We start from the raw sequence: 16855 nt of genomic DNA on the forward strand, positions 1-16855 counted from the left end.
CGCCGTCGGAGAGGAGCGCCATGTCCGCCGACGCACCGCAGCGGGCCGCCGTCGACCGGTCCGGCCCGGCAGCGGGTACGCGCCACGCGGGCGGGACCGTTCCGCCGCCGCGCACCGCTCCTCCCGTCGAGTCCACGGCACCGCCGGAGCCGGACGCGCCGTCGGAGTCCGCGCGACCGGCCGAGCCCGGGTCGTCGCCCGTCGAGTCCGCCGCGCCGGTCGAGCCGGATGCGGCAGACGCGACCGACGCGGTCGCCACGCCGACCGGCCTCACCGAGCGGGAGCAGCGGATCCTCGCCTTCGAGGCGCAGTGGTGGAAGCACGCCGGCGCCAAGGAACAGGCCATCCGGGACACGTTCGGGCTCTCCGCGACCCGCTACTACCAGCTGCTGAACGCCCTGCTCGACCAGCCGGCCGCGCTCGCCGCCGAGCCGGTGCTGGTCGGCCGGCTGCGCCGGCTGCGGTCGTCGCGCGCCCGTAACCGGCGACGCTGACCGGGCTCACTTCTCGTATGTGCGCAGCCCGTTGCCGATGGCGAAGAACGTCGGCGCCCACTCGCCGATGAAGATGCCCCAGCGGTCCGCCCGCGCCACCCCGGCGCGCTCCATGTGCTTGGAAAGGAACCAGCTCGTGACCGAGAGGCCGATGCTGACGAATCCGGCGAGGTAGGCGTGCTCCGCCCGGATGCCACCCTCGTGCAGCCGCTCCAACATCTCGTACCCCCTGTCAACGCCACCGACCCGTCGCGTTCGACGCTACCGAAGGTCTGGCGTCGATGACGCACAGTTACCTCGATCGGGGCGGCGGCGGATGACCGGGCGCGGTCCGGGTAGGCGGCCGGCGACGACGGACGGAGGGCGACGATGGGGGCACCAGACCGGCGGTACGCGATCGGCTGCGGACCGGCCCGCCCGACCGGGGAGGCACCGGTGATGCGTGTGCGTTCCGCCTCCGACCCGGCGCCGGGCCGCGCGGAGAACGAGGACGTGGTCTTCCGGTTCGGCCCGCTCGTCGGCGTCCTCGACGGGGCCACGGTGCCCGAGGGCTTCGACACCGGCTGCGTACACGGTCCCGCCTGGTTCGTCCGGCACCTGGCCGCCCGGGTCGGCCTGGCGATCGCGGCCCGCCCCGCCGCCACGCTGGTGAGCAGCCTCGCGGCGGCGATCCTCGCGGTCCGGGCCGACCACGGCGGCGCGTGCGACCTCGACCATCCCGGCACCCCGTCGTCCACCGTCTGCCTGCTGAGGGAAAGCGGCGACCGGGTCGACTACCTGGTGCTCTGCGACAGCCCGTTGGTGCTCGACACCGACCGCGGGATCGAGGTGGTCACCGACGACCGGCTGGCGGCCGCGGTGACGGACCTGCGCCGTACCGCCGCCGCGCTGCCCGACGGCGAGACCGATCCGGCGACCCGGTTCCGGCGCGCGACGACAGTGCAGCGGACCCGGATGAACCGCACCCACGGCTACTGGGCGGCGGCGACCGACCCGGACGCGGCGTACCACGCGCTGACCGGGACGCTTCCGCTGCGCGGGCCGGGGGCGCTGCGCCGGGCCGCGCTGCTCAGCGACGGCGTGTCCTGCGTGGTCGACCAGTTCGGCCTCCTCGACTGGGCCGGGCTGCTGGAGGTGCTCACCCGGGAGGGCCCGGAAGGGCTGATCGACCGGGTCCGCGCGGCCGAGCGGGAGCACCCGGACCGGTTGCGACGGCACAAGCGCACCGACGACGCCTCGGCCGTGCTCTGCGAGTTCGATCCCCGCCCGTGACCACGCTCACCCCGGAACGACCGGTCGGATGACAACGCAGCGTGAGGTGGGAACACCCCGGGGGTACGACCGGACGAGGCGTTCGGCCATAGCGGCAATCCCTCTCCAAAGCGGTGGACGACTCGGACAGCGGGCGGCAGACTTCGCGACGTGACGGGTGCGGTACGGCTGGAGCCGGTGGACGAACGGAACCTGGAACCGTTGCTCTCCGTAGCGGCGGCTGAGGCGGAACCGGAGGACGTCATGCCTCCGGTGGACGCCCCGGCGGGCTGGTCGCTGGCCCGCCGCGACGCGTTCCGCGAGTTCCACCGCGCCAGCCTCGGCGGACTGAACGGCCCCACCGGCACGGTCATGTACGCGATCGTCTCCGGCGGCGAGGTGGTCGGCATGGTGCGGATGACGCGCCGGGACGAGCCGGGAACCGTGGAGACCGGCATGTGGCTCGGCCGGTCGGCGCGCGGCCGGGGCCTGGGCGTCGCCGCGCTGCGCCAGTTGCTGCACGCCGCCGCCGCGGCCGGGATGCACACAGTGGTAGCGGACACCACCCCGGACAACGCGGGTGCGATCTCGGTGCTGCGTAAGTGCGGCGCGGAACTGCGCGAGGAAGACGGGAAACTCCGCGCTCGGATGTCCCTGGACTCCGCCCTGCCGATCCGCTGAATCCCCGCATCCGGTCCTCCCGCCCGGCACCGCCTCGGTGGGCGGCCCGCGCTCGTGCGGAGACGTTTCTCCGACGGGCTGACGGGTAGCCCGCGTCTCCGGGCCCGCGACTTCCCGGGGAGCGCGAAGGAGAGCGGATGAGAAGCGGAGCACGGGTGGCGTTCGCCGTCGGGTTCGGCTACCTGCTGGGTCGCCGGAAGAAGATGCGTACCGCGTTGACGCTCGCCGCGGCGGTCGCCGCCGGGCGGGCCAGCCGGCACCCCGGGGGCCTGAAGCAGCTCGGCGCGGACCTGATGGCCGCGAGCCCGCAGTTGCGCAGCCTCGGTGGGCTGGGCCCGCCGCTGGTGGCCGCCGGGCGGGCGGCCGCGACCGCCGCCGCCGGCAACGGCATCGACGCCATCGGCGGACGGCTGCGCGGGGGCGCCGACGCGTTGCGCCGCAGGACCGGCACCGCCCGCCCGGCCGCCGAGCGCTCCGCGCCGGGGAAGGAGCGTTCCGCGCCCGATGAGGAGCCGGAGCTGGACGACCAGCCGGCCCCTGCCGAACGGGGGCGGTGAGCCGTGGCGACGAGCAGCCTGGCCGACCGGGCCCGCGACCAGATCGGCGGCGAGCTGCGCAACCTCGCCGCCGCACTCGGTGAGCGGGCCGTGCAGGTGATCACCGACCGGGTCACCGACGCCACCGGGCGGCTGAGCGAGTACGCGAAGCGCGACGGCGATCCGGGCCTGGTGGCCGCCGCCACCGGCGCGCACCGGCTCGCCAAGGGCGCCTCCCCGGTCAAGGCGATGGTCCAGGCCGGCCTGGCCGGCGGTAGGGAGAAGCTGATGGCGGCGCTCGGCGTGCGCAGGGGAGGCCGGGAGGACGGCCGTACGCCAAGGGTCACGAACATCGTCGAGGCGATCGAGGTCGGCGTGCCGGTCCGGGTCGCGTACGACCAGTGGACGACGTTCGGCGACTTCCCGAGCTTCATGCGGAAGGTCGAGCGGGCCGACTGCGACGCCGACGAGAAGATGACCTGGACGGCGCGGATGCTCTGGTCGCGCCGGAGCTGGCAGTCCACGATCGTCCGGCAGGTCCCGGACCGGCTCGTCCACTGGCGGTCCACAGGCGAGAAGGGCTCCGTCGACGGCACCGTCAGCTTCCACGAGGTCGCCCCGGAACTGACCCGGATCCTGGTCGTGCTGGAGTACCACCCGCGCGGCCTCGTCGAGCACACCGCCAACCTGTGGCGGGCCCAGGGCCGCCGGGTCCGGCTGGAGCTGAGGCACTTCGTCCGGCACGTGATGACCCGGACCGTGCTCGACCCGGACGCGGTCGAGGGCTGGCGCGGCGAGATCGAGGACTCCCGGGTGGTCAGGGACCACGCGACCGCGCTCCGGGAGGAGCGGGGTGACGCCGGGCCTGCGGACGACGAGTACGCCGCCTACGACGAGGGCAACGACTTCGGCGACGACGAGTACGCCGGCCAGCCGGTCCGGTCGGCGGCGGAGCGTTCCCGCGACCGGCAGGCGCGCGGGCGCGGGGAACCCGGGCGCCGCCGCCGTGTCCCGGAGCCGCCCCGCCGCCCGGCCGCGCGCCGCCGTGGCGAGAGCTGACCGGCCGCGCGCCCTCGCGCTGGGAGCTGACCGGCCGCCCGGGGAGCCGGCCGGTCGCTACCGGCCGGTGGCGTACGACTCCAGGTGTGCGAGCTGCACCGGGTCCAGGGAGGGCCGGACGCGGGCCCGGGCCGCCTCGACGTGCGCGGCGGTCACGGTGCTCGCGTTCAACGACTCCCGCATGGCGGCGAGCGCCGCCTCCCGGATCAGCGCGGCGCAGTCGGCGGCGGAGAAGCCGTCCAGCTCGGCGCCGAGCGCGTCGAGGTCCACGTCCGGCGCGAGCGGGACGTCCCGGGCGGACGCGCGGAGGATCTCCGTACGGGCCGGACCGTCCGGCGGGGGCACGTAGACCAGCCGTTCCAGCCGGCCCGGACGCAGCAACGCCGGGTCGACCAGCTCAGGGCGGTTGGTCGCACCGACCACCACCACGTTGCGCAGCGCCTCCACCCCGTCCAGTTCGGTCAGCAGCGCCGCCACCACCCGGTCGGTCGTACCGCCGTCGGTGGCCTGCCCGCGTACCGGGGCCAGCGCGTCCACCTCGTCCAGGAACACCAGCGTGGGCGCGGCCTGGCGAGCGCGGCGGAACAGCTCCCGGACCGCCCGCTCGCTCTCACCCACCCACTTCGAGAGCAGCTCCGCGCCCTTGACCGACAGCACGTTCGCCCGTCCGGAGCCGGCCAGCGCGGTCACCAGGTAGGTCTTGCCGCAGCCGGGCGGACCGTAGAGCAGCACCCCGCGTGGCGGCGTCACGCCCAGCCGGGCGAACGTGTCCGGATAGGTGAGCGGCCACAGCACCGACTCGGTGAGCGTCTGCTTGACCTCGTGTAGCCCGCCCACGTCGTCGAGCGTCACCGACGCCAGCTCCAGCGTGGACGCGGACATCGTGGTCGGCCGGACCACCTCCAGCGCGGCGGTGAAGTCGGCCATCGCCACGCTCGGGGTCTCCGCCGTCTTCTGGCGCAGCGCCGCGCGTACCCCGGCCTCGCGCACCAGCGCCGCCAGGTCCGCCGCGACGAACCCGGGGGTACGGCCGGCCACCTCGTCCAGCCGGACGTCACCGGCGAGCGGCACCTCGCGGGTCAGCACCGTCAACTGCTCGCGGCGCAGCGCCGCGTCGGGCAGCGGCACGGTGATCCGCAGCGCGAGCAGGTCCGGGCCGCGCAGCGCCGGGTCCACCGCCTCGGGGCGTCCGGTCGTGCACACCACAGCCACGCCGGCCCGCAGCGTCTCGGCCACCACCTGCCGGAACACGGTGGCCAGCGGACCCGGCTCGTCGGCCGGGGCGATCGCCTCCACATCGGTGACAAGCAGCACGGCGGTGCCACCGGCGCGTACCGCCGAGGCCGCCTCGCGCAGCCGGCCGGCCGCCGCGTCGTCGGTGAGCGCGGCCAGCTCCGGCGCCCAGAGCGGCCGGACGCCCGCGCCGACCCTGGCGGCGACGGCGCGCACCAGCGCGGACTTGCCCGACCCGGCCGGGCCCTCCACCAGCACACCGAGCGAGACGGTGGTGCCGAGCCGGCCCAGCACCTCGCGGTGGTGGAAGCCCAGGTCCAGCAGTTCGGTCAGCTCCTCGGCCTGGGCGCGCAGGCCGGGCAGCTCGTCCACGTCGGGCGCGTCCTCCGGGCCGAGCAGGTCCCTGTCGGGTTCCGTCCCGGGCGGCGTGGCGGGGGCGGAGACGCGTGCGGTGGAGGCCGAGGACGCCGGGCCGGAGCCGCGGGTGGCGGGGCCGTGTTCCCAGCCCACTACCGTGTCCATGGTGACGAGCGCGCCGACCGCCGGTTCGGCCGACACGACGGTGAGCAGCGTGCTGGTCCAGGCGTACCCGACGGAACTGGCGAGACTGCGCCGCGCGGCCTCGATCAGGCCGCGCACGGCGGCGTCCGGGAGCACGTCCTGCGGCAGCAGCGAGACGTCGTCCCCGGCGGTGACCACCTTGCCCAGCAGCGCGAGCCGCAGCATCTCCGGCGGGACCGCGGCGACCACGGCGGGCGGGCCGGACAGGGTGAGCCGGCGTGCCGGGGTCGCCGGTAGCGGGCTCACCGTGACCTGACCGCCGGCTCGCAGGCCGAGGTTGCCCAGCAGCAGGTCGTCGGCGTGCAACAGGGCGCCGCTGGTGCTCGCCTCGGCGGCGGCCGCGATCCCGGCGGTGACCCGGCGGCCGGTCAGGCGTACCGGGTCGCCGGGCCGCAGCGCCAGCGCGGTGAGCACCTCGGGGTGCAGGCGCACCACACCGCGGCGGGCGTCCAGCGCGGCCGGCCGCAGCGTCGCGGTCAGGGTCAGGTCGGGTTCGGCCACCCGCCGACAGTAGCCGCCCGGATCATCAGGTGCCCGGTCAGCGCGGGCCCGGGTCGTCCAGCAGCGAGGGGTCGCGCCGGATCATCTCGGCCAGCCGGGCCGCCGGGTCGGACTCCAGCGGGTCGTGGCCGGGTGCCGGCACCGTCTTCACCGACATGGGCCATGCCGGCGGCGGCGCGGGCGGCGCCGCCGGGCCCACCGTCACCGCGGTGCCGGACCAGGAGACCCGCAGCGGGTACGCCTGCTCGCCCAGCTCCACGCGGAGCGTCACGGCCAGTCCGGGGTGCTCGGCCACCACCCGGCGGACCGCCTCGGCGACCTCCTCGACCGGGTCACGCCGCACCGGAGCGTCGCCGCCGCGCAGCCGGTACGCGCCGTGCCCCGCCCGCCCGTCGCCCGGCTCGTCCGCCGGCTCCGCCATCTCCGCCGTCTCCGCCGGCACGTCCCGCTCGGGCGTACCGGCGGGCTGCCCGGCCATCGGCCCCCGGCGGCGCAGCGCCTCCTCGCGCCGGGCCATCCGGGCCAGTGTCTCGTCCAGATCACCTCTCATGGCGTCCACCCCTTCGCCAGACAACGGATCGAAACGACTGCCGGTTCTCAGCCTGCCCGGGATCGGGTCGCCCGGTCCAGCGCGCGGTCCAGGACGACGAGCAGGGCGTCCCGTACCGAGAGGCGGTCCCGGGCGTCGAACTGCACGAGCGGCACGTGCTCACCGATCGCCAGCGCCCAGCGGATCGACGGCAGGTCCAGGGCCAGCCGGCCGTCGAAGGCGTTGACGCCCACCGCGAACGGCAGCCCGGACCGCTCGAAGAAGTCGATCGCGGGGTAGCAGTCGTCGAGCCGGGCGCTGTCCACCACCACGAGCGCGCCGAGCGCGCCCCGGGCCAGGTCGTCCCACATGAAGCCGAAGCGCGCCTGGCCGGGCGTACCGAAGAGGTAGAGCTTCAGGCTGCGGTCGATCGTCACGCAGCCGAAGTCCATGGCCACGGTGGTGGTGGTCTTCCCGGCGACCCCGCCCGGGTCGTCGATGCCGATGCCGGCGGTGGTCATCTCCGCCTCGGTGGTCAGCGGCGCGATCTCGGAGATCGCGCCGACTGTGGTGGTCTTGCCGACCCCGAAGCCGCCGGCGATGAGGATCTTCACCGGGATCGGCGGCCGGGGCGCCGGCACCCGGCTGACGATCGGGGCCGGTTCGGCCGGCGGCACACCCGGCGGCAGGTACGGCAGCGGCGGGGTGGGCGGGGGTGGTGTGGCCCGGCCGATCAGCGGCGCCGGGCCGCCGTAGCGGCTCGGCGCGCTGTTGGCGGCCGGCCCGCCCGTGGCGGCTGCCGGCCATTCAGGAGATCGCACGAAGTCCATCAATCACTCGCAGGATGATGTCGGGATCGAGGGCGTCGTCGACGTCCGCGACGTGCACGTCGAGATGGCCGGCGGCGCGCAGGTCGCCGACCAGCACCCGGGTCACCCCGAAGTGCATCCGGGTCCGGGCGGAGATCTCGGCCACCGAGACGGGCTCGGCGCAGATCGCGACGATCGCCGCGAGTTCCGGGGCCAACCGGGCGGTCACCGCCCACGAGGTGCTGCCCGGGTGAGCGGTGACCTGGGTCTCCAGGCCGATCGCCGGGTCGCCGTCCACCCGTCCGGAGGTCAGCACGAAGGGGCGTGGGCCGGTCGGCTCCCCGTCGACCGCGTCCGGCTCCGGTGCCGGAGCGGACGCGTTCAGGAAAGGGCGGATCCGGATGCCGGGTTCCGGCTCCGGGTCCGCGCCGGCGGCCCCCGGGATCATTGCTGTACGGCGTTCTTCAGCTCGGCGATCAGGCGGGGACTCAGCGCGCCGCCGGCCCGGCCGGCGAACAGCGTCATCTCGTACGCCACGGTGCCCAGGTTGGCCGTGCGGTCGGCGACGACGCCGAGGACCGAGCCGCTGCTGATCGCGCTGATGAGCAGGTACCCCTCGGCCATGTCGACGATCACCCGGTTGAGCGCGCCGAGCGCGTACCAGCTGGCGGCACCCCCGGCGAGGCTGGTCATGCCGGAGACGACGGCGGCGAGCCGTTCCGCGTTGGACCGGTCCTTGATCGCGGACATGGCCATCAGCAGCCCGTCCGAGGAGACCGCGATCGCCTCCATCACCCCGGCGGTGCTGGAGGTGAACGAGTCGAGCAGCCAGTTGAAGGTGCGTGCCTCGGGACTGAGGTCGCCGGTGGCGGTGCTCTGTTCGACGTTCTCGTGGAGGAAGGGGCTGGTCACCGTGATGGGTCCTCTTCGTAGCGGCGGTCGGTACTGACTTCGCGCAGAGCACGGGCGACGCCCGCCTCGAACTCGCTGATCCGGTTGCGGACCTCGACGGGATCGCCGGGGTCGGAGCTGGTGGGGGGCACGGACTGCGTCGGAGCGACGGACAGGTTCGCGCCGGGCACCCGCCGGCTGAGCCGGGGACGTTCCGCCACCGGAGGTGTGCCGCCGACGTCGCCCTGGGCCCGCCGTACCCCGTCCTCGAACTCCTCGACCAGGGCCCGGACGCTCGACGGATCCGCCGGCACGCCGATCAGCGGACCGCCGGTGGCCGGACCGGCCGGCGCGGCCGGCGGGGCGGCCGGCAGGTTCGCGCCGGGTACCCGCTGCCGGATCGGCGACCGGGTGCCGGGCCGGCCGGCGGGCGGGCCGACCGGGTTCGGCCCGGTCGGCGCCGGCATGGCCGGCGGTGACCCGGCCGGTGCCGGCGGGCGGGCACCACCCGGCGGCGGCGCGGGTGCCGGCCGGTGCTGCGGTGCGAGCCCGGGACGGTGCTGCGGTGCGAGCGCCGGGGCCGCGGCCGGGCCCGCCGCCGGCGTTTGCGCCGGACGGTGCGGCGGCACAAGCGCCGGGCCGGTGGGCGGCGGCACCAGGGCCGGGCCGGTGGGCGGCGGTGCGAGCGTCGGCCCGGCGGACGGCGCCAGGGCCGGGCGGGCGGGCTGCGGGGTCCGGGTCGGGCCGGTCGCCGGCCCGGCGGCCGGGGGAGCGGCCGGGGCCGGGCCGACGACCGGGGTCGGCGGGGCGACGTGCCCGGCACGCGCGGCCGGGCCGGCAAGCGGTACGGCCGACGGCGGCCAGACCGGCGGCGGGCCGCCGGCGGGCTGTCCCGGCTCCTCGGCCGGTTCTGCCTCGCCGGCCTGGCTGCCGAAGGCGTTCCACGGGTCACCGCTGGACATGCTGCGGGTGGCCCGGCTCAGCAACTCGACGTCGAAGCCGGCCGGCGCCTCCACTGCCGGCGGCTCCGGCTCGCGGGTGCCGGGCACAGCGGCCCGGCCGGCGCTGACGCCGACCGGCTCGGGGCGGCGGATCACGAGCGAGGCGGCCGGGATCTCCAGGGCGGCGGTGACGCCACCACCGGGGGTGTGGCTCAGCCGGGCGCTCCAGCCGTGCCGGCGGGCCAGCCGGCCGACCACGAACAGGCCGAGCACCTCGGTCGGGGCGAGGTCGAGGCGTTCCCGCCGGGTGAACCGGGCGTTCTCCTCGACCATCCGGTCCTCGGTCAGGCCGATGCCGTGGTCGACCACGACCAGCCGGGCCCCGCCGTCGGTCAGCTCACCGGTCACCACCACGCGGGTGTGCGGCGGCGAGAACGAGGTGGCGTTCTCCATCAGCTCGGCGAGCGTCAGCACCAGGTCGCCGACGATGGCGGGTGCCGCCGCCACGCCGGGCGCGACCTCCACGTCGACGCGGGTGTAGTCCTCGATCTCACCGAGCGCGAGCCGGACCACGTCGGCCAGCGGGACCGGCGCCACGTGGCCGTCCGAGCCGGTGGCGCCGGAGAGCACCACCAGGCTGCCCGCGTTGCGGCGCAACCGGCTGGAGATGTGGTCCAGCCGGTAGAGGTGCTCCAGGCGGCCCGGGTCGGTCTCCTGCCGTTCCAGCCGGTCGATGAGCGCGATCTGACGGCCGACGAGGTTCTGCGTACGCCGGCCGACATGGCCGAACATCTGCGCCACGTTGCGCCGGCCGGCGACCTGCCGCTCGACCAGCCGGGCGGCGGTGTGCTGCACCCTGTCGAACGCGCGGGCCAGGTCGCCGATCTCGTCCCGGGCGCTGACCTCCACCGGGTCGAGGCGTACCGGGGGGACGCTCTCGGACTCGTCGTCGGCGACCCGCGTCAGCTCGGCCTCGGTGACCCGGGCGACCCGCTCGGCGGAGCGGGTGAGCCGGCTCAGCGGCCGGGCCACCGTACGCGCCACCGTCATGCTCAGCAGCACCACGACGAGCAGGATCGCCGCCGCCGCGAGACTGACCAGCCAGGCCGCGGTCAGCGCCTCCCGTTCCCGGGCGCGCGTCTCGGCGATGACGTCCGCGACGACCTTCTTCTCCACGAACTGGCCCAGCGTGATCATCGACCGGGCCGAGGGGAACAGCACGTCCAGCGGCACCGGCGCGATCGCCCCGTCCGGGTCGCGGAGGCTGTCCACCAGGAACGTCGGGCTGGTCCGGGCGGCCACCGCCGCGTCGTCCAGCTCGGCCACCTTGAGCTGCTCGGGCGTGATCAGCTTGCGGAACCGCCGGTTGTCGACGTTGAGCGCCGCCATGCAGGCCACGAACGCCCGGGACACCAGCGGGTCGCCGGTCGCCTTGACCAGCACGATCTGGGTGGTGCACGAGCTGAGGGCCTCGTCGACGCGCAGCAGCGCGTCCAGGGCGAGCACCTGCCGTCCGGCGGCGGTGTCGGTGTCCACCTGGAAGGGCAGCCGCAGCGCGTCGATCAGGGCGGTGTCGACCTCGCCGAACACGGTCAGGATCTGTTGCGGCGTGGCGCGGCCGGCGAGCGTGGCGTTCCGGACGTCCTCCAGCCGGCGTACCTGGTCGAGGCTCGCCCGGACCGGCGCCGGCAGCGGCTCGGCGCGCAGGTCGGCGACCCGGTCGTCGACGGTCGCCGACTTCTGGATCAGCTCGGTGCGGCTCACCCGCCGCAGCAGCAGCCCGACCGAGAGCAGGCGTTCCTGCTGGAGATCCTGGACCAGGCTGCCGACCCGGCTGGCGATGCGGACGGTCTCGGCGGTGTCGGCGGCCTGCCGGGCGGCGGACACCCGGTCGATGACCACGGGTACGGCCAGCCCGACCATGCTGAGCAGCGGGATGATCACCAGCAGGGCGAGCTTGCCCCGGATCCGCAGGCTACCGAGCAGCATCGAACGGCCTCCACCCGTCGGAGTCGATGCCGCGCCCCACCGCGACCGGCCGGCGGTCGGTCTCGGGCGCGGCGAGCGGCGGCGCCGGCGGGGCCTCGGCCGGCTCCCGGCGTGCCGCGGCCGTGCGGAACTGGTCCCGGCGCAGCGCGGCCACCTGCAGAGCGACGATCCCGGCGATCAGCACCAGCGCCGCCCCGGCCGCGATCCGGCCCAGCAGCCGGTCCCGATCCAGGTCGTCGAGCCGTTCCCGCAGCAGCGCGTCGAGCTGGTCGAGGATGACCGTCCGGAGCTGCTTGGCGGCGTTCTGCGCGCTGAGCCCGGCGCGGGTGAGCTGGTCGGTGCCCGGGGCGGACCGGCCGCCGCCGGGCGCCGAGTAGACCGCGAACGTCTCCAGCGAACGCTGGTAGGTGTCCAGCGGGGTGAGTACGTTGGCGCCCAGGTCGGTGCTCTCCGAGTTGTCCACCGCCGAGCGCAGGTCGGTGACCAGGTCGGTGGCGGGACCGAGCGCGGCGACCCGCAGCTCGGCCAGCTCCGCGCCCGTCCTCGCGCGTTGGTCGGCGGGGCGCTTGGCGGCCAGCCGGGCCAGGTCGACGAGCCGTCCGGCCAGCACCGTCGCGGTGGGCAGGTCGCCGCCGATGCCGTCCTGGAGGAAGAACGAGTCGGCGCGGGGGTCGCGGATCAGGCCGGAGCTCTCCCGTACCTTGCGGTAGAGGGCCAGCAGCAGGTCGGACGCCTCGCCGTAGGCCCGGTACGCCGCCTCGGGGTCGCCGATCCCGCGGTCGGGCAGCGACTCCAACTTGGCCCGCAGCCCGGCCCAGCGTTCGTGGGTGCGCAACTCGTCGCCGACGGCGTTGTCCACCTCCGCGACGCCCTCGATGGCGGCAGCGAGCGAGGCGCGGGACACGGCGCCTTCGGCGACGGCGATGGCCTGGGCCTCCACCAGGGTGTCGGTGACCGGCCCGAGGGCGCGCAGGTAGCGGACGCCGAGCCGTTCCCGGCTGGCCAGGTCGTGGTCGTCGGCGTAGTCGCGCTCGGCCTGGATGAAGATCAGCCCGAGCGGGGCCAGCAGTGCCAGTGCCAGCACCAGGGCGAGCGTACGGCCCGGTACGGCGGGCCGCCGACGGACCCGCGACGCGGGGACTGTCATGGTGTGTCTCCTCCGGCGACGGCGGGGCGGTCGGTGCGCCGGGAGGTCGCCGTACGCAGTCCCGTGCACCGGACCGGAAAATTAGTCGAACCGGATGCGGGTGTGACCTCGGCCGATGAGTCGGCTTCACGTCAGTCCACTTCGGGTCACCCTGTGTCGGGGCGAAAGGCACGTAGCGTGTGATCGTGTTGCCGAGAAATGACATCGACGCTGGTTTGCGCCGGTAGATGTGAATTCACATGATCCGAATACGTCTCGCTGGGATGCTCTGGACCTTTGGCGGATGAGGGACGCCACGCGACGAACGGTGCAACCGGACAGACGTACGGCGGATCTCAGCGAATGCTCAGCCGCCGGCCCGTACCGTGTGCCGCATGAGATCAACCGCCGCGCGGCTCCGGCGCGCCCTGGCCGGCCGTCCGCGCCGCACCGTCGCCGCAGTGGTGGTGATCGTTCTCGTCGCCGCCGCGCTGGTCTGGACGGCCCGGCCGCGCGGCGCGGACTTCCGGACCGAGTCGACGACTGTGACAGTGCGTTCCGGGCCCTCCGGCGACGAGCCGGTCGATCTGGACACGACGCTATACCTGCCGGCGGACGCGTCGGCGTCGAAGCGGGTGCCGGCGGTGCTGCTGGCGCACGGCTTCGGTGGCACCAAGGACTCGGTCCGCCCGGACGCCGAGGACCTGGTCGCCCGTGGGTACGCGGTGCTCACCTGGACCGCCCGCGGTTTCGGGCGCAGCGGCGGTCAGATCCACCTGGACAACCCCGACTACGAGGTGCGGGACGCGCAGCGCCTGCTCGACCGGCTCGCCGCGCGCCCGGACATCCGCCTCGACTCGCCGGGCGACCCCCGGGTCGGCGTGGTCGGCGGCTCGTACGGCGGCGGCCTGGCGCTGCTGCTCGCCGCGCAGGACCAGCGGATCGACGCGATCGTCCCGATGATCACCTGGAACGACCTGTCCCGCGCCTTCCTGCCGGAGAGCAGCGGCCGGCAGCCTGCCGACGGCGTGTTCAAGAAGGGCTGGGCCGGCATCTTCTTCGGCGGCGGCGGAAACGCCGGCTCCGGCCCGGCCGGGCTCTCCGGGGCCACCGCCGCCGCGCCGGAGGGCGCTCCCGAGTCGGCCGGCCCGCCGAGCCCGCAGCCGGGCGCCGGGCCGGGCACCGGTTCCGGTCGCGCGCCAGCCGGCGCCGCCGACCCGGCGTGCGGGCGCTTCGCGGCCGACGTCTGCGCCGCGTACCTGCGCATCGCCACCACCGGCCGAGCCGACGCGGCGGCGGTCGAGCTGCTGCGCCGGTCGTCACCGGCCGGCGTGCTGGACCGGATCAAGTCGCCGACGCTGCTGGTGCAGGGCGAGGCGGACACGCTGTTCCCGCTGGCCGAGGCGGACGCCAACGCCCGGGGCATCGCCGCCGCCGGCACGCCGGTGCGGGTCGCCTGGTTCACCGGCGGCCACGACGGCGGCTCCGGACCCACCTCCGACTCCGACCGGGTGAAGTTCCTGACCGCGCAGTGGCTCGACCACTACGTCAAGGGGGACGGGGCGGCGCCCGGCGACACGTTCACGTTCTCCCGGATCGCCGGGTTCGACGCGCTGGACCGGGGCCTGGTGGCGACCGGCTTCCGTACCGCCGACTATCCGGGCCTGACCGGTGAGGGCCGCCGCGAGGTGACGCTCGCCGGTCCGCCCCAGCCGGTCGCCGTACCGCCCAACGGCAACCCGGCGGCGATCTCCTCGGTGCCGTTCGCTGGCGCGCTCGGTTCGCTGCTGGACGGCGTGGCCGGTGACATCCCCGGCCAGCACGCCCGCTTCGAGTCCGCGCCGCTGGACGAGCCGGTGGACGTGGTGGGCGCGCCCACCGTGCGGATCAGGGCCGCCTCCGCGACCGGCGAGGCGGTGCTGTTCGTGAAGCTCTACGACGTCGACCCGCAGGGCGCCGCGACGCTGCCGTCCGGCCTGGTCGCGCCGGTGCGCCTGACCGGCCTGCCGCCCACCGTCGAGGCGGCCACGCCGGTCACCGTCACGCTGCCGGGGATCGTCCGGCGGGTCGAGGCCGGGCACCGGCTGCGGCTCGTGGTGGCGACGTCGGACCAGGCGTACGCCTCGCCGGCCGAACCGGCCGTGCACACGGTGGCGCTGGCCGACGGGCCGCTGACGCTGCCCACCGTCGACGCCGCGCCGATCCCCACCACGGCGGCGATCTGGCGCTGGGCGCTGGCCGGCCTGCTGGCCGCGATCGCGGCCGGGCTCGTCGTGGTCGTGCTGCTCACCCGCCGCCGGCACCGCCGCCAGGACGACTCCGTGCACCCGGAGTACGCGGGCGTCCCGCTCGCCGTGCGCAACCTGCGCAAGGAGTACGCGGACGGCTTCGTCGCGGTCTCCGACGTCGACTTCGAGGTGCACCCCGGCCAGGTGGTCGGCCTGCTCGGGCCCAACGGCGCGGGCAAGACCACGACGCTGCGGGTGCTGATGGGGCTGACCCAGCCCACCGCCGGGGAGATCTACGTCTTCGGTCACCGGCTGGTGCCCGGCTCGCCGGTGCTCTCCCGGATCGGCGCGCTGGTCGAGGGGCCGGGCTTCCTGCCCCACCTGTCCGGGCTGGACAACCTCAAGGCGTACTGGCGGGCGACCGGCCGGCCGTGGGAGGACGCGCACTTCGACCAGGCGCTGGAGATCGCCGGCCTGGGCGACTCGGTGCACCGGCGGACGAAGAAGTACAGCCACGGCATGCGGCAGCGGCTGGCCATCGCCCAGGCCATGCTCGGCCTGCCCGAGCTGCTGGTGCTGGACGAGCCGACGGACGGGCTGGACCCGCCGCAGATCGCCGAGATGCGCCGGGTGCTCCAGCGCTACGCCACGGACGGCCGGGCGGTGCTGGTCTCCAGCCACCTGCTGGCCGAGGTGGAGCAGACCTGCACGCACGCGGTGGTGGTGAACAAGGGGCGGATCGTGGCGTCCGGCCCGGTGGAGGAGATCGTCGGCGAGTCGCCGAGCGTGCTGTTCGAGGTGAGCGACCCTGATGCGGCGCGGACGGTGCTCGACCGGCTCGACGGCGTACGGGTGCTGCCCGACGGCGACGGCGGGCTGGTGGTCGACACCAACGGCACCGCCCGCAGCGAGGTGGTGGCCGAACTGGTCCGCGCCGGTATCGGGGTGGACCGGGTGGTGCCCCGGCGCCGCCTGGAGGACGCGTTCCTCGCTTTGGTGGGCGAGAACTCTCGGGGAAGCGGGGACCGGTGATGGCGGGTTCGTCTGTGGCATCGTCGCCTGGTGGCGGCACGTCCGGGCCCGGCGCGGGCGGCGCGGCGGCCGGTTACCGGCCCTCGGCCACGCTCCCGTTCGCCGCGGAGTTCCGGCGGCAGGCGTCGCGCCGGCGTACCCAGCTCGCGCTGGGGTTCATGGTGCTGCTGCCGCTGATCATCCTGGTGGCGTTCCAGTTCGACGCCGGGGACGACGACGGCGGCGGGCGGGGCGAGTTCTCCAGCCTGGCCGACCTGGCGACCTCGGGCGGGCTCAACTTCACCCTGTTCTCGATCCTGGTGTCCGCGTCGTTCCTGCTGGTCGTGGTGGTCGCGCTGTTCTGCGGTGACACGGTGGCGAGCGAGGCGAGCTGGGGCAGCCTGCGCTACCTGCTGGCCGTGCCGGTGCCCCGGGCCCGGTTGCTCGCGGTGAAGCTGGTCGTCGCGCTCGCGTACTCCGGGCTGGCCCTGCTGTTGCTCGCCGGCACCGCGCTGCTGGCCGGCACCCTGCGGTACGGCTGGAAGCCGCTGAGCAGCCAGGTCTCGGCCGAGCTGGCACCGGCGGACGGGTTGTTGCGGCTGCTCGGCGTGCTCGGCTATCTGGCGGTGGTGCTGCTGGTGGTGGCCGGGCTGGCGTTCCTGCTGTCGGTGACCACCGACGCCGCGCTCGGCGCGGTCGGTGGCGCGGTGCTGCTGTGGATCCTGTCCAGCATCCTGGACCAGATCACCGCGCTGGGCGGGCTGCGGAACCTGTTGCCCACCCACTACAGCAGCGCCTGGCTGGGGTTGCTGTCCACGCCGATGCAGACCGACGACGTCGTCAAGGGCGCGTTCTCGGCAATCGTCTACGCCACGTTGTTCTGGAGCCTGGCCTTCTGGCGCTTCACCCGCAAGGACGTCACCAGCTGAGGTGACCGCCGGGGTACCCGCATTGGCGCGTCCGCCCATATCATGGGAGCGTTCCCATGCAATTGTCCCGCCTGCAAAGAAATTGA

Annotated in this window: 15 protein-coding genes; 7 read left to right on the forward strand and 8 right to left on the reverse strand. The window is 75.2% G+C overall.

Annotated features, from left to right (window positions below):
• Window positions 1-20 precede the first annotated feature (20 nt).
• Window positions 21-494 (forward strand): DUF3263 domain-containing protein, encoded by a 474-nt coding sequence (locus AB0B20_RS07330; RefSeq protein WP_357389887.1) that lies wholly within the window; start codon window positions 21-23, stop codon window positions 492-494.
• Window positions 495-500: 6 nt separating this feature from the next.
• On the opposite strand, the gene AB0B20_RS07335 is transcribed toward AB0B20_RS07330, so the two are convergent.
• The gene (locus AB0B20_RS07335) at window positions 501-713 is read right to left on the reverse strand and encodes a hypothetical protein (RefSeq protein WP_013288875.1); all 213 of its coding nucleotides are present in this window, start codon (window positions 711-713) and stop codon (window positions 501-503) included.
• A 219-nt stretch (window positions 714-932) separates the two neighbouring features.
• Between AB0B20_RS07335 and AB0B20_RS07340 the strand changes: the two genes are divergently transcribed.
• The 4 genes from AB0B20_RS07340 to AB0B20_RS07355 all read left to right on the forward strand — a co-directional run bounded on the left by AB0B20_RS07340 (window position 933) and on the right by AB0B20_RS07355 (window position 4021).
• Window positions 933-1766, forward strand: coding sequence for a hypothetical protein (locus tag AB0B20_RS07340; protein ID WP_357468950.1), 834 nt, complete (start codon window positions 933-935; stop codon window positions 1764-1766).
• Window positions 1767-1916: 150 nt separating this feature from the next.
• Complete coding sequence (locus AB0B20_RS07345; protein ID WP_357389881.1) at window positions 1917-2426, forward strand: GNAT family N-acetyltransferase; 510 nt, start codon at window positions 1917-1919, stop codon at window positions 2424-2426.
• A 137-nt stretch (window positions 2427-2563) separates the two neighbouring features.
• The gene (locus tag AB0B20_RS07350; protein ID WP_357468953.1) at window positions 2564-2983 is read left to right on the forward strand and encodes a hypothetical protein; all 420 of its coding nucleotides are present in this window, start codon (window positions 2564-2566) and stop codon (window positions 2981-2983) included.
• A gap of 3 nt (window positions 2984-2986) precedes the next feature.
• A complete protein-coding gene (locus AB0B20_RS07355; protein WP_357468956.1) occupies window positions 2987-4021 on the forward strand; it encodes an SRPBCC family protein in 1035 nt (344 codons plus the stop codon).
• Window positions 4022-4078: 57 nt separating this feature from the next.
• Here AB0B20_RS07355 and AB0B20_RS07360 read toward each other — a convergent pair whose 3' ends face one another.
• Genes AB0B20_RS07360 through AB0B20_RS07390 form a run of 7 tightly spaced genes read right to left on the reverse strand, consistent with a single transcriptional unit; the run spans window position 4079 to window position 12622 of the window.
• Window positions 4079-6316, reverse strand: coding sequence for an AAA family ATPase (locus tag AB0B20_RS07360; protein ID WP_357389875.1), 2238 nt, complete (start codon window positions 6314-6316; stop codon window positions 4079-4081).
• A gap of 37 nt (window positions 6317-6353) precedes the next feature.
• The gene (locus AB0B20_RS07365; RefSeq protein WP_357468959.1) at window positions 6354-6866 is read right to left on the reverse strand and encodes a hypothetical protein; all 513 of its coding nucleotides are present in this window, start codon (window positions 6864-6866) and stop codon (window positions 6354-6356) included.
• A gap of 47 nt (window positions 6867-6913) precedes the next feature.
• Window positions 6914-7675, reverse strand: a complete 762-nt coding sequence (locus AB0B20_RS07370; RefSeq protein WP_013288868.1) for an ATP/GTP-binding protein — start codon at window positions 7673-7675, stop codon at window positions 6914-6916.
• Window positions 7653-8102: a DUF742 domain-containing protein gene (locus AB0B20_RS07375; RefSeq protein WP_357389871.1), complete on the reverse strand. Its 450-nt coding sequence runs from the start codon at window positions 8100-8102 to the stop codon at window positions 7653-7655. The genes AB0B20_RS07370 and AB0B20_RS07375 overlap by 23 nt, the downstream gene beginning before the upstream one ends.
• Window positions 8099-8566 carry a roadblock/LC7 domain-containing protein gene (locus tag AB0B20_RS07380; RefSeq protein ID WP_357389869.1) on the reverse strand — a complete coding sequence of 156 codons (468 nt, stop codon included), beginning with the start codon at window positions 8564-8566 and terminating at the stop codon, window positions 8099-8101. The genes AB0B20_RS07375 and AB0B20_RS07380 overlap by 4 nt, the downstream gene beginning before the upstream one ends.
• Window positions 8563-11475, reverse strand: a complete 2913-nt coding sequence (locus AB0B20_RS07385) for a nitrate- and nitrite sensing domain-containing protein (protein WP_357468963.1) — start codon at window positions 11473-11475, stop codon at window positions 8563-8565. Before AB0B20_RS07385 ends, AB0B20_RS07380 begins: the two co-directional genes overlap by 4 nt.
• Window positions 11462-12622 (reverse strand): hypothetical protein, encoded by a 1161-nt coding sequence (locus tag AB0B20_RS07390; protein ID WP_357390167.1) that lies wholly within the window; start codon window positions 12620-12622, stop codon window positions 11462-11464. The genes AB0B20_RS07385 and AB0B20_RS07390 overlap by 14 nt, the downstream gene beginning before the upstream one ends.
• A 374-nt stretch (window positions 12623-12996) precedes the next feature.
• On the opposite strand from AB0B20_RS07390, the gene AB0B20_RS07395 reads away from it, so the two are divergent.
• Together AB0B20_RS07395 and AB0B20_RS07400 are read left to right on the forward strand one after the other, a co-directional pair.
• Window positions 12997-15861: an alpha/beta fold hydrolase gene (locus tag AB0B20_RS07395; protein ID WP_357390165.1), complete on the forward strand. Its 2865-nt coding sequence runs from the start codon at window positions 12997-12999 to the stop codon at window positions 15859-15861.
• On the forward strand, window positions 15861-16769 hold the full coding sequence (locus tag AB0B20_RS07400; protein WP_357468966.1) for an ABC transporter permease subunit: 909 nt from the start codon (window positions 15861-15863) through the stop codon (window positions 16767-16769). The genes AB0B20_RS07395 and AB0B20_RS07400 overlap by 1 nt, the downstream gene beginning before the upstream one ends.
• Window positions 16770-16855: the final 86 nt, after the last annotated feature.

Origin of the sequence: Micromonospora sp. NPDC049151 (assembly GCF_040648395.1) — a bacterium.
GTDB lineage: Bacteria > Actinomycetota > Actinomycetes > Mycobacteriales > Micromonosporaceae > Micromonospora.

Bases quoted from the DNA above. Each gene is read 5' to 3' on its own strand.
- AB0B20_RS07330 (WP_357389887.1), top strand. From the start codon at position 21: ATGTCCGCCGACGCACCGCAGCGGGCCGCCGTCGACCGGTCCGGCCCG.
- AB0B20_RS07335 (WP_013288875.1), bottom strand. From the start codon at position 713: ATGTTGGAGCGGCTGCACGAGGGTGGCATCCGGGCGGAGCACGCCTAC.
- AB0B20_RS07340 (WP_357468950.1), top strand. From the start codon at position 933: ATGCGTGTGCGTTCCGCCTCCGACCCGGCGCCGGGCCGCGCGGAGAAC.
- AB0B20_RS07350 (WP_357468953.1), top strand. From the start codon at position 2,564: ATGAGAAGCGGAGCACGGGTGGCGTTCGCCGTCGGGTTCGGCTACCTG.
- AB0B20_RS07365 (WP_357468959.1), bottom strand. From the start codon at position 6,866: ATGAGAGGTGATCTGGACGAGACACTGGCCCGGATGGCCCGGCGCGAG.
- AB0B20_RS07370 (WP_013288868.1), bottom strand. From the start codon at position 7,675: ATGGACTTCGTGCGATCTCCTGAATGGCCGGCAGCCGCCACGGGCGGG.
- AB0B20_RS07375 (WP_357389871.1), bottom strand. From the start codon at position 8,102: ATGATCCCGGGGGCCGCCGGCGCGGACCCGGAGCCGGAACCCGGCATC.
- AB0B20_RS07385 (WP_357468963.1), bottom strand. From the start codon at position 11,475: ATGCTGCTCGGTAGCCTGCGGATCCGGGGCAAGCTCGCCCTGCTGGTG.
- AB0B20_RS07390 (WP_357390167.1), bottom strand. From the start codon at position 12,622: ATGACAGTCCCCGCGTCGCGGGTCCGTCGGCGGCCCGCCGTACCGGGC.
- AB0B20_RS07395 (WP_357390165.1), top strand. From the start codon at position 12,997: ATGAGATCAACCGCCGCGCGGCTCCGGCGCGCCCTGGCCGGCCGTCCG.
- AB0B20_RS07400 (WP_357468966.1), top strand. From the start codon at position 15,861: ATGGCGGGTTCGTCTGTGGCATCGTCGCCTGGTGGCGGCACGTCCGGG.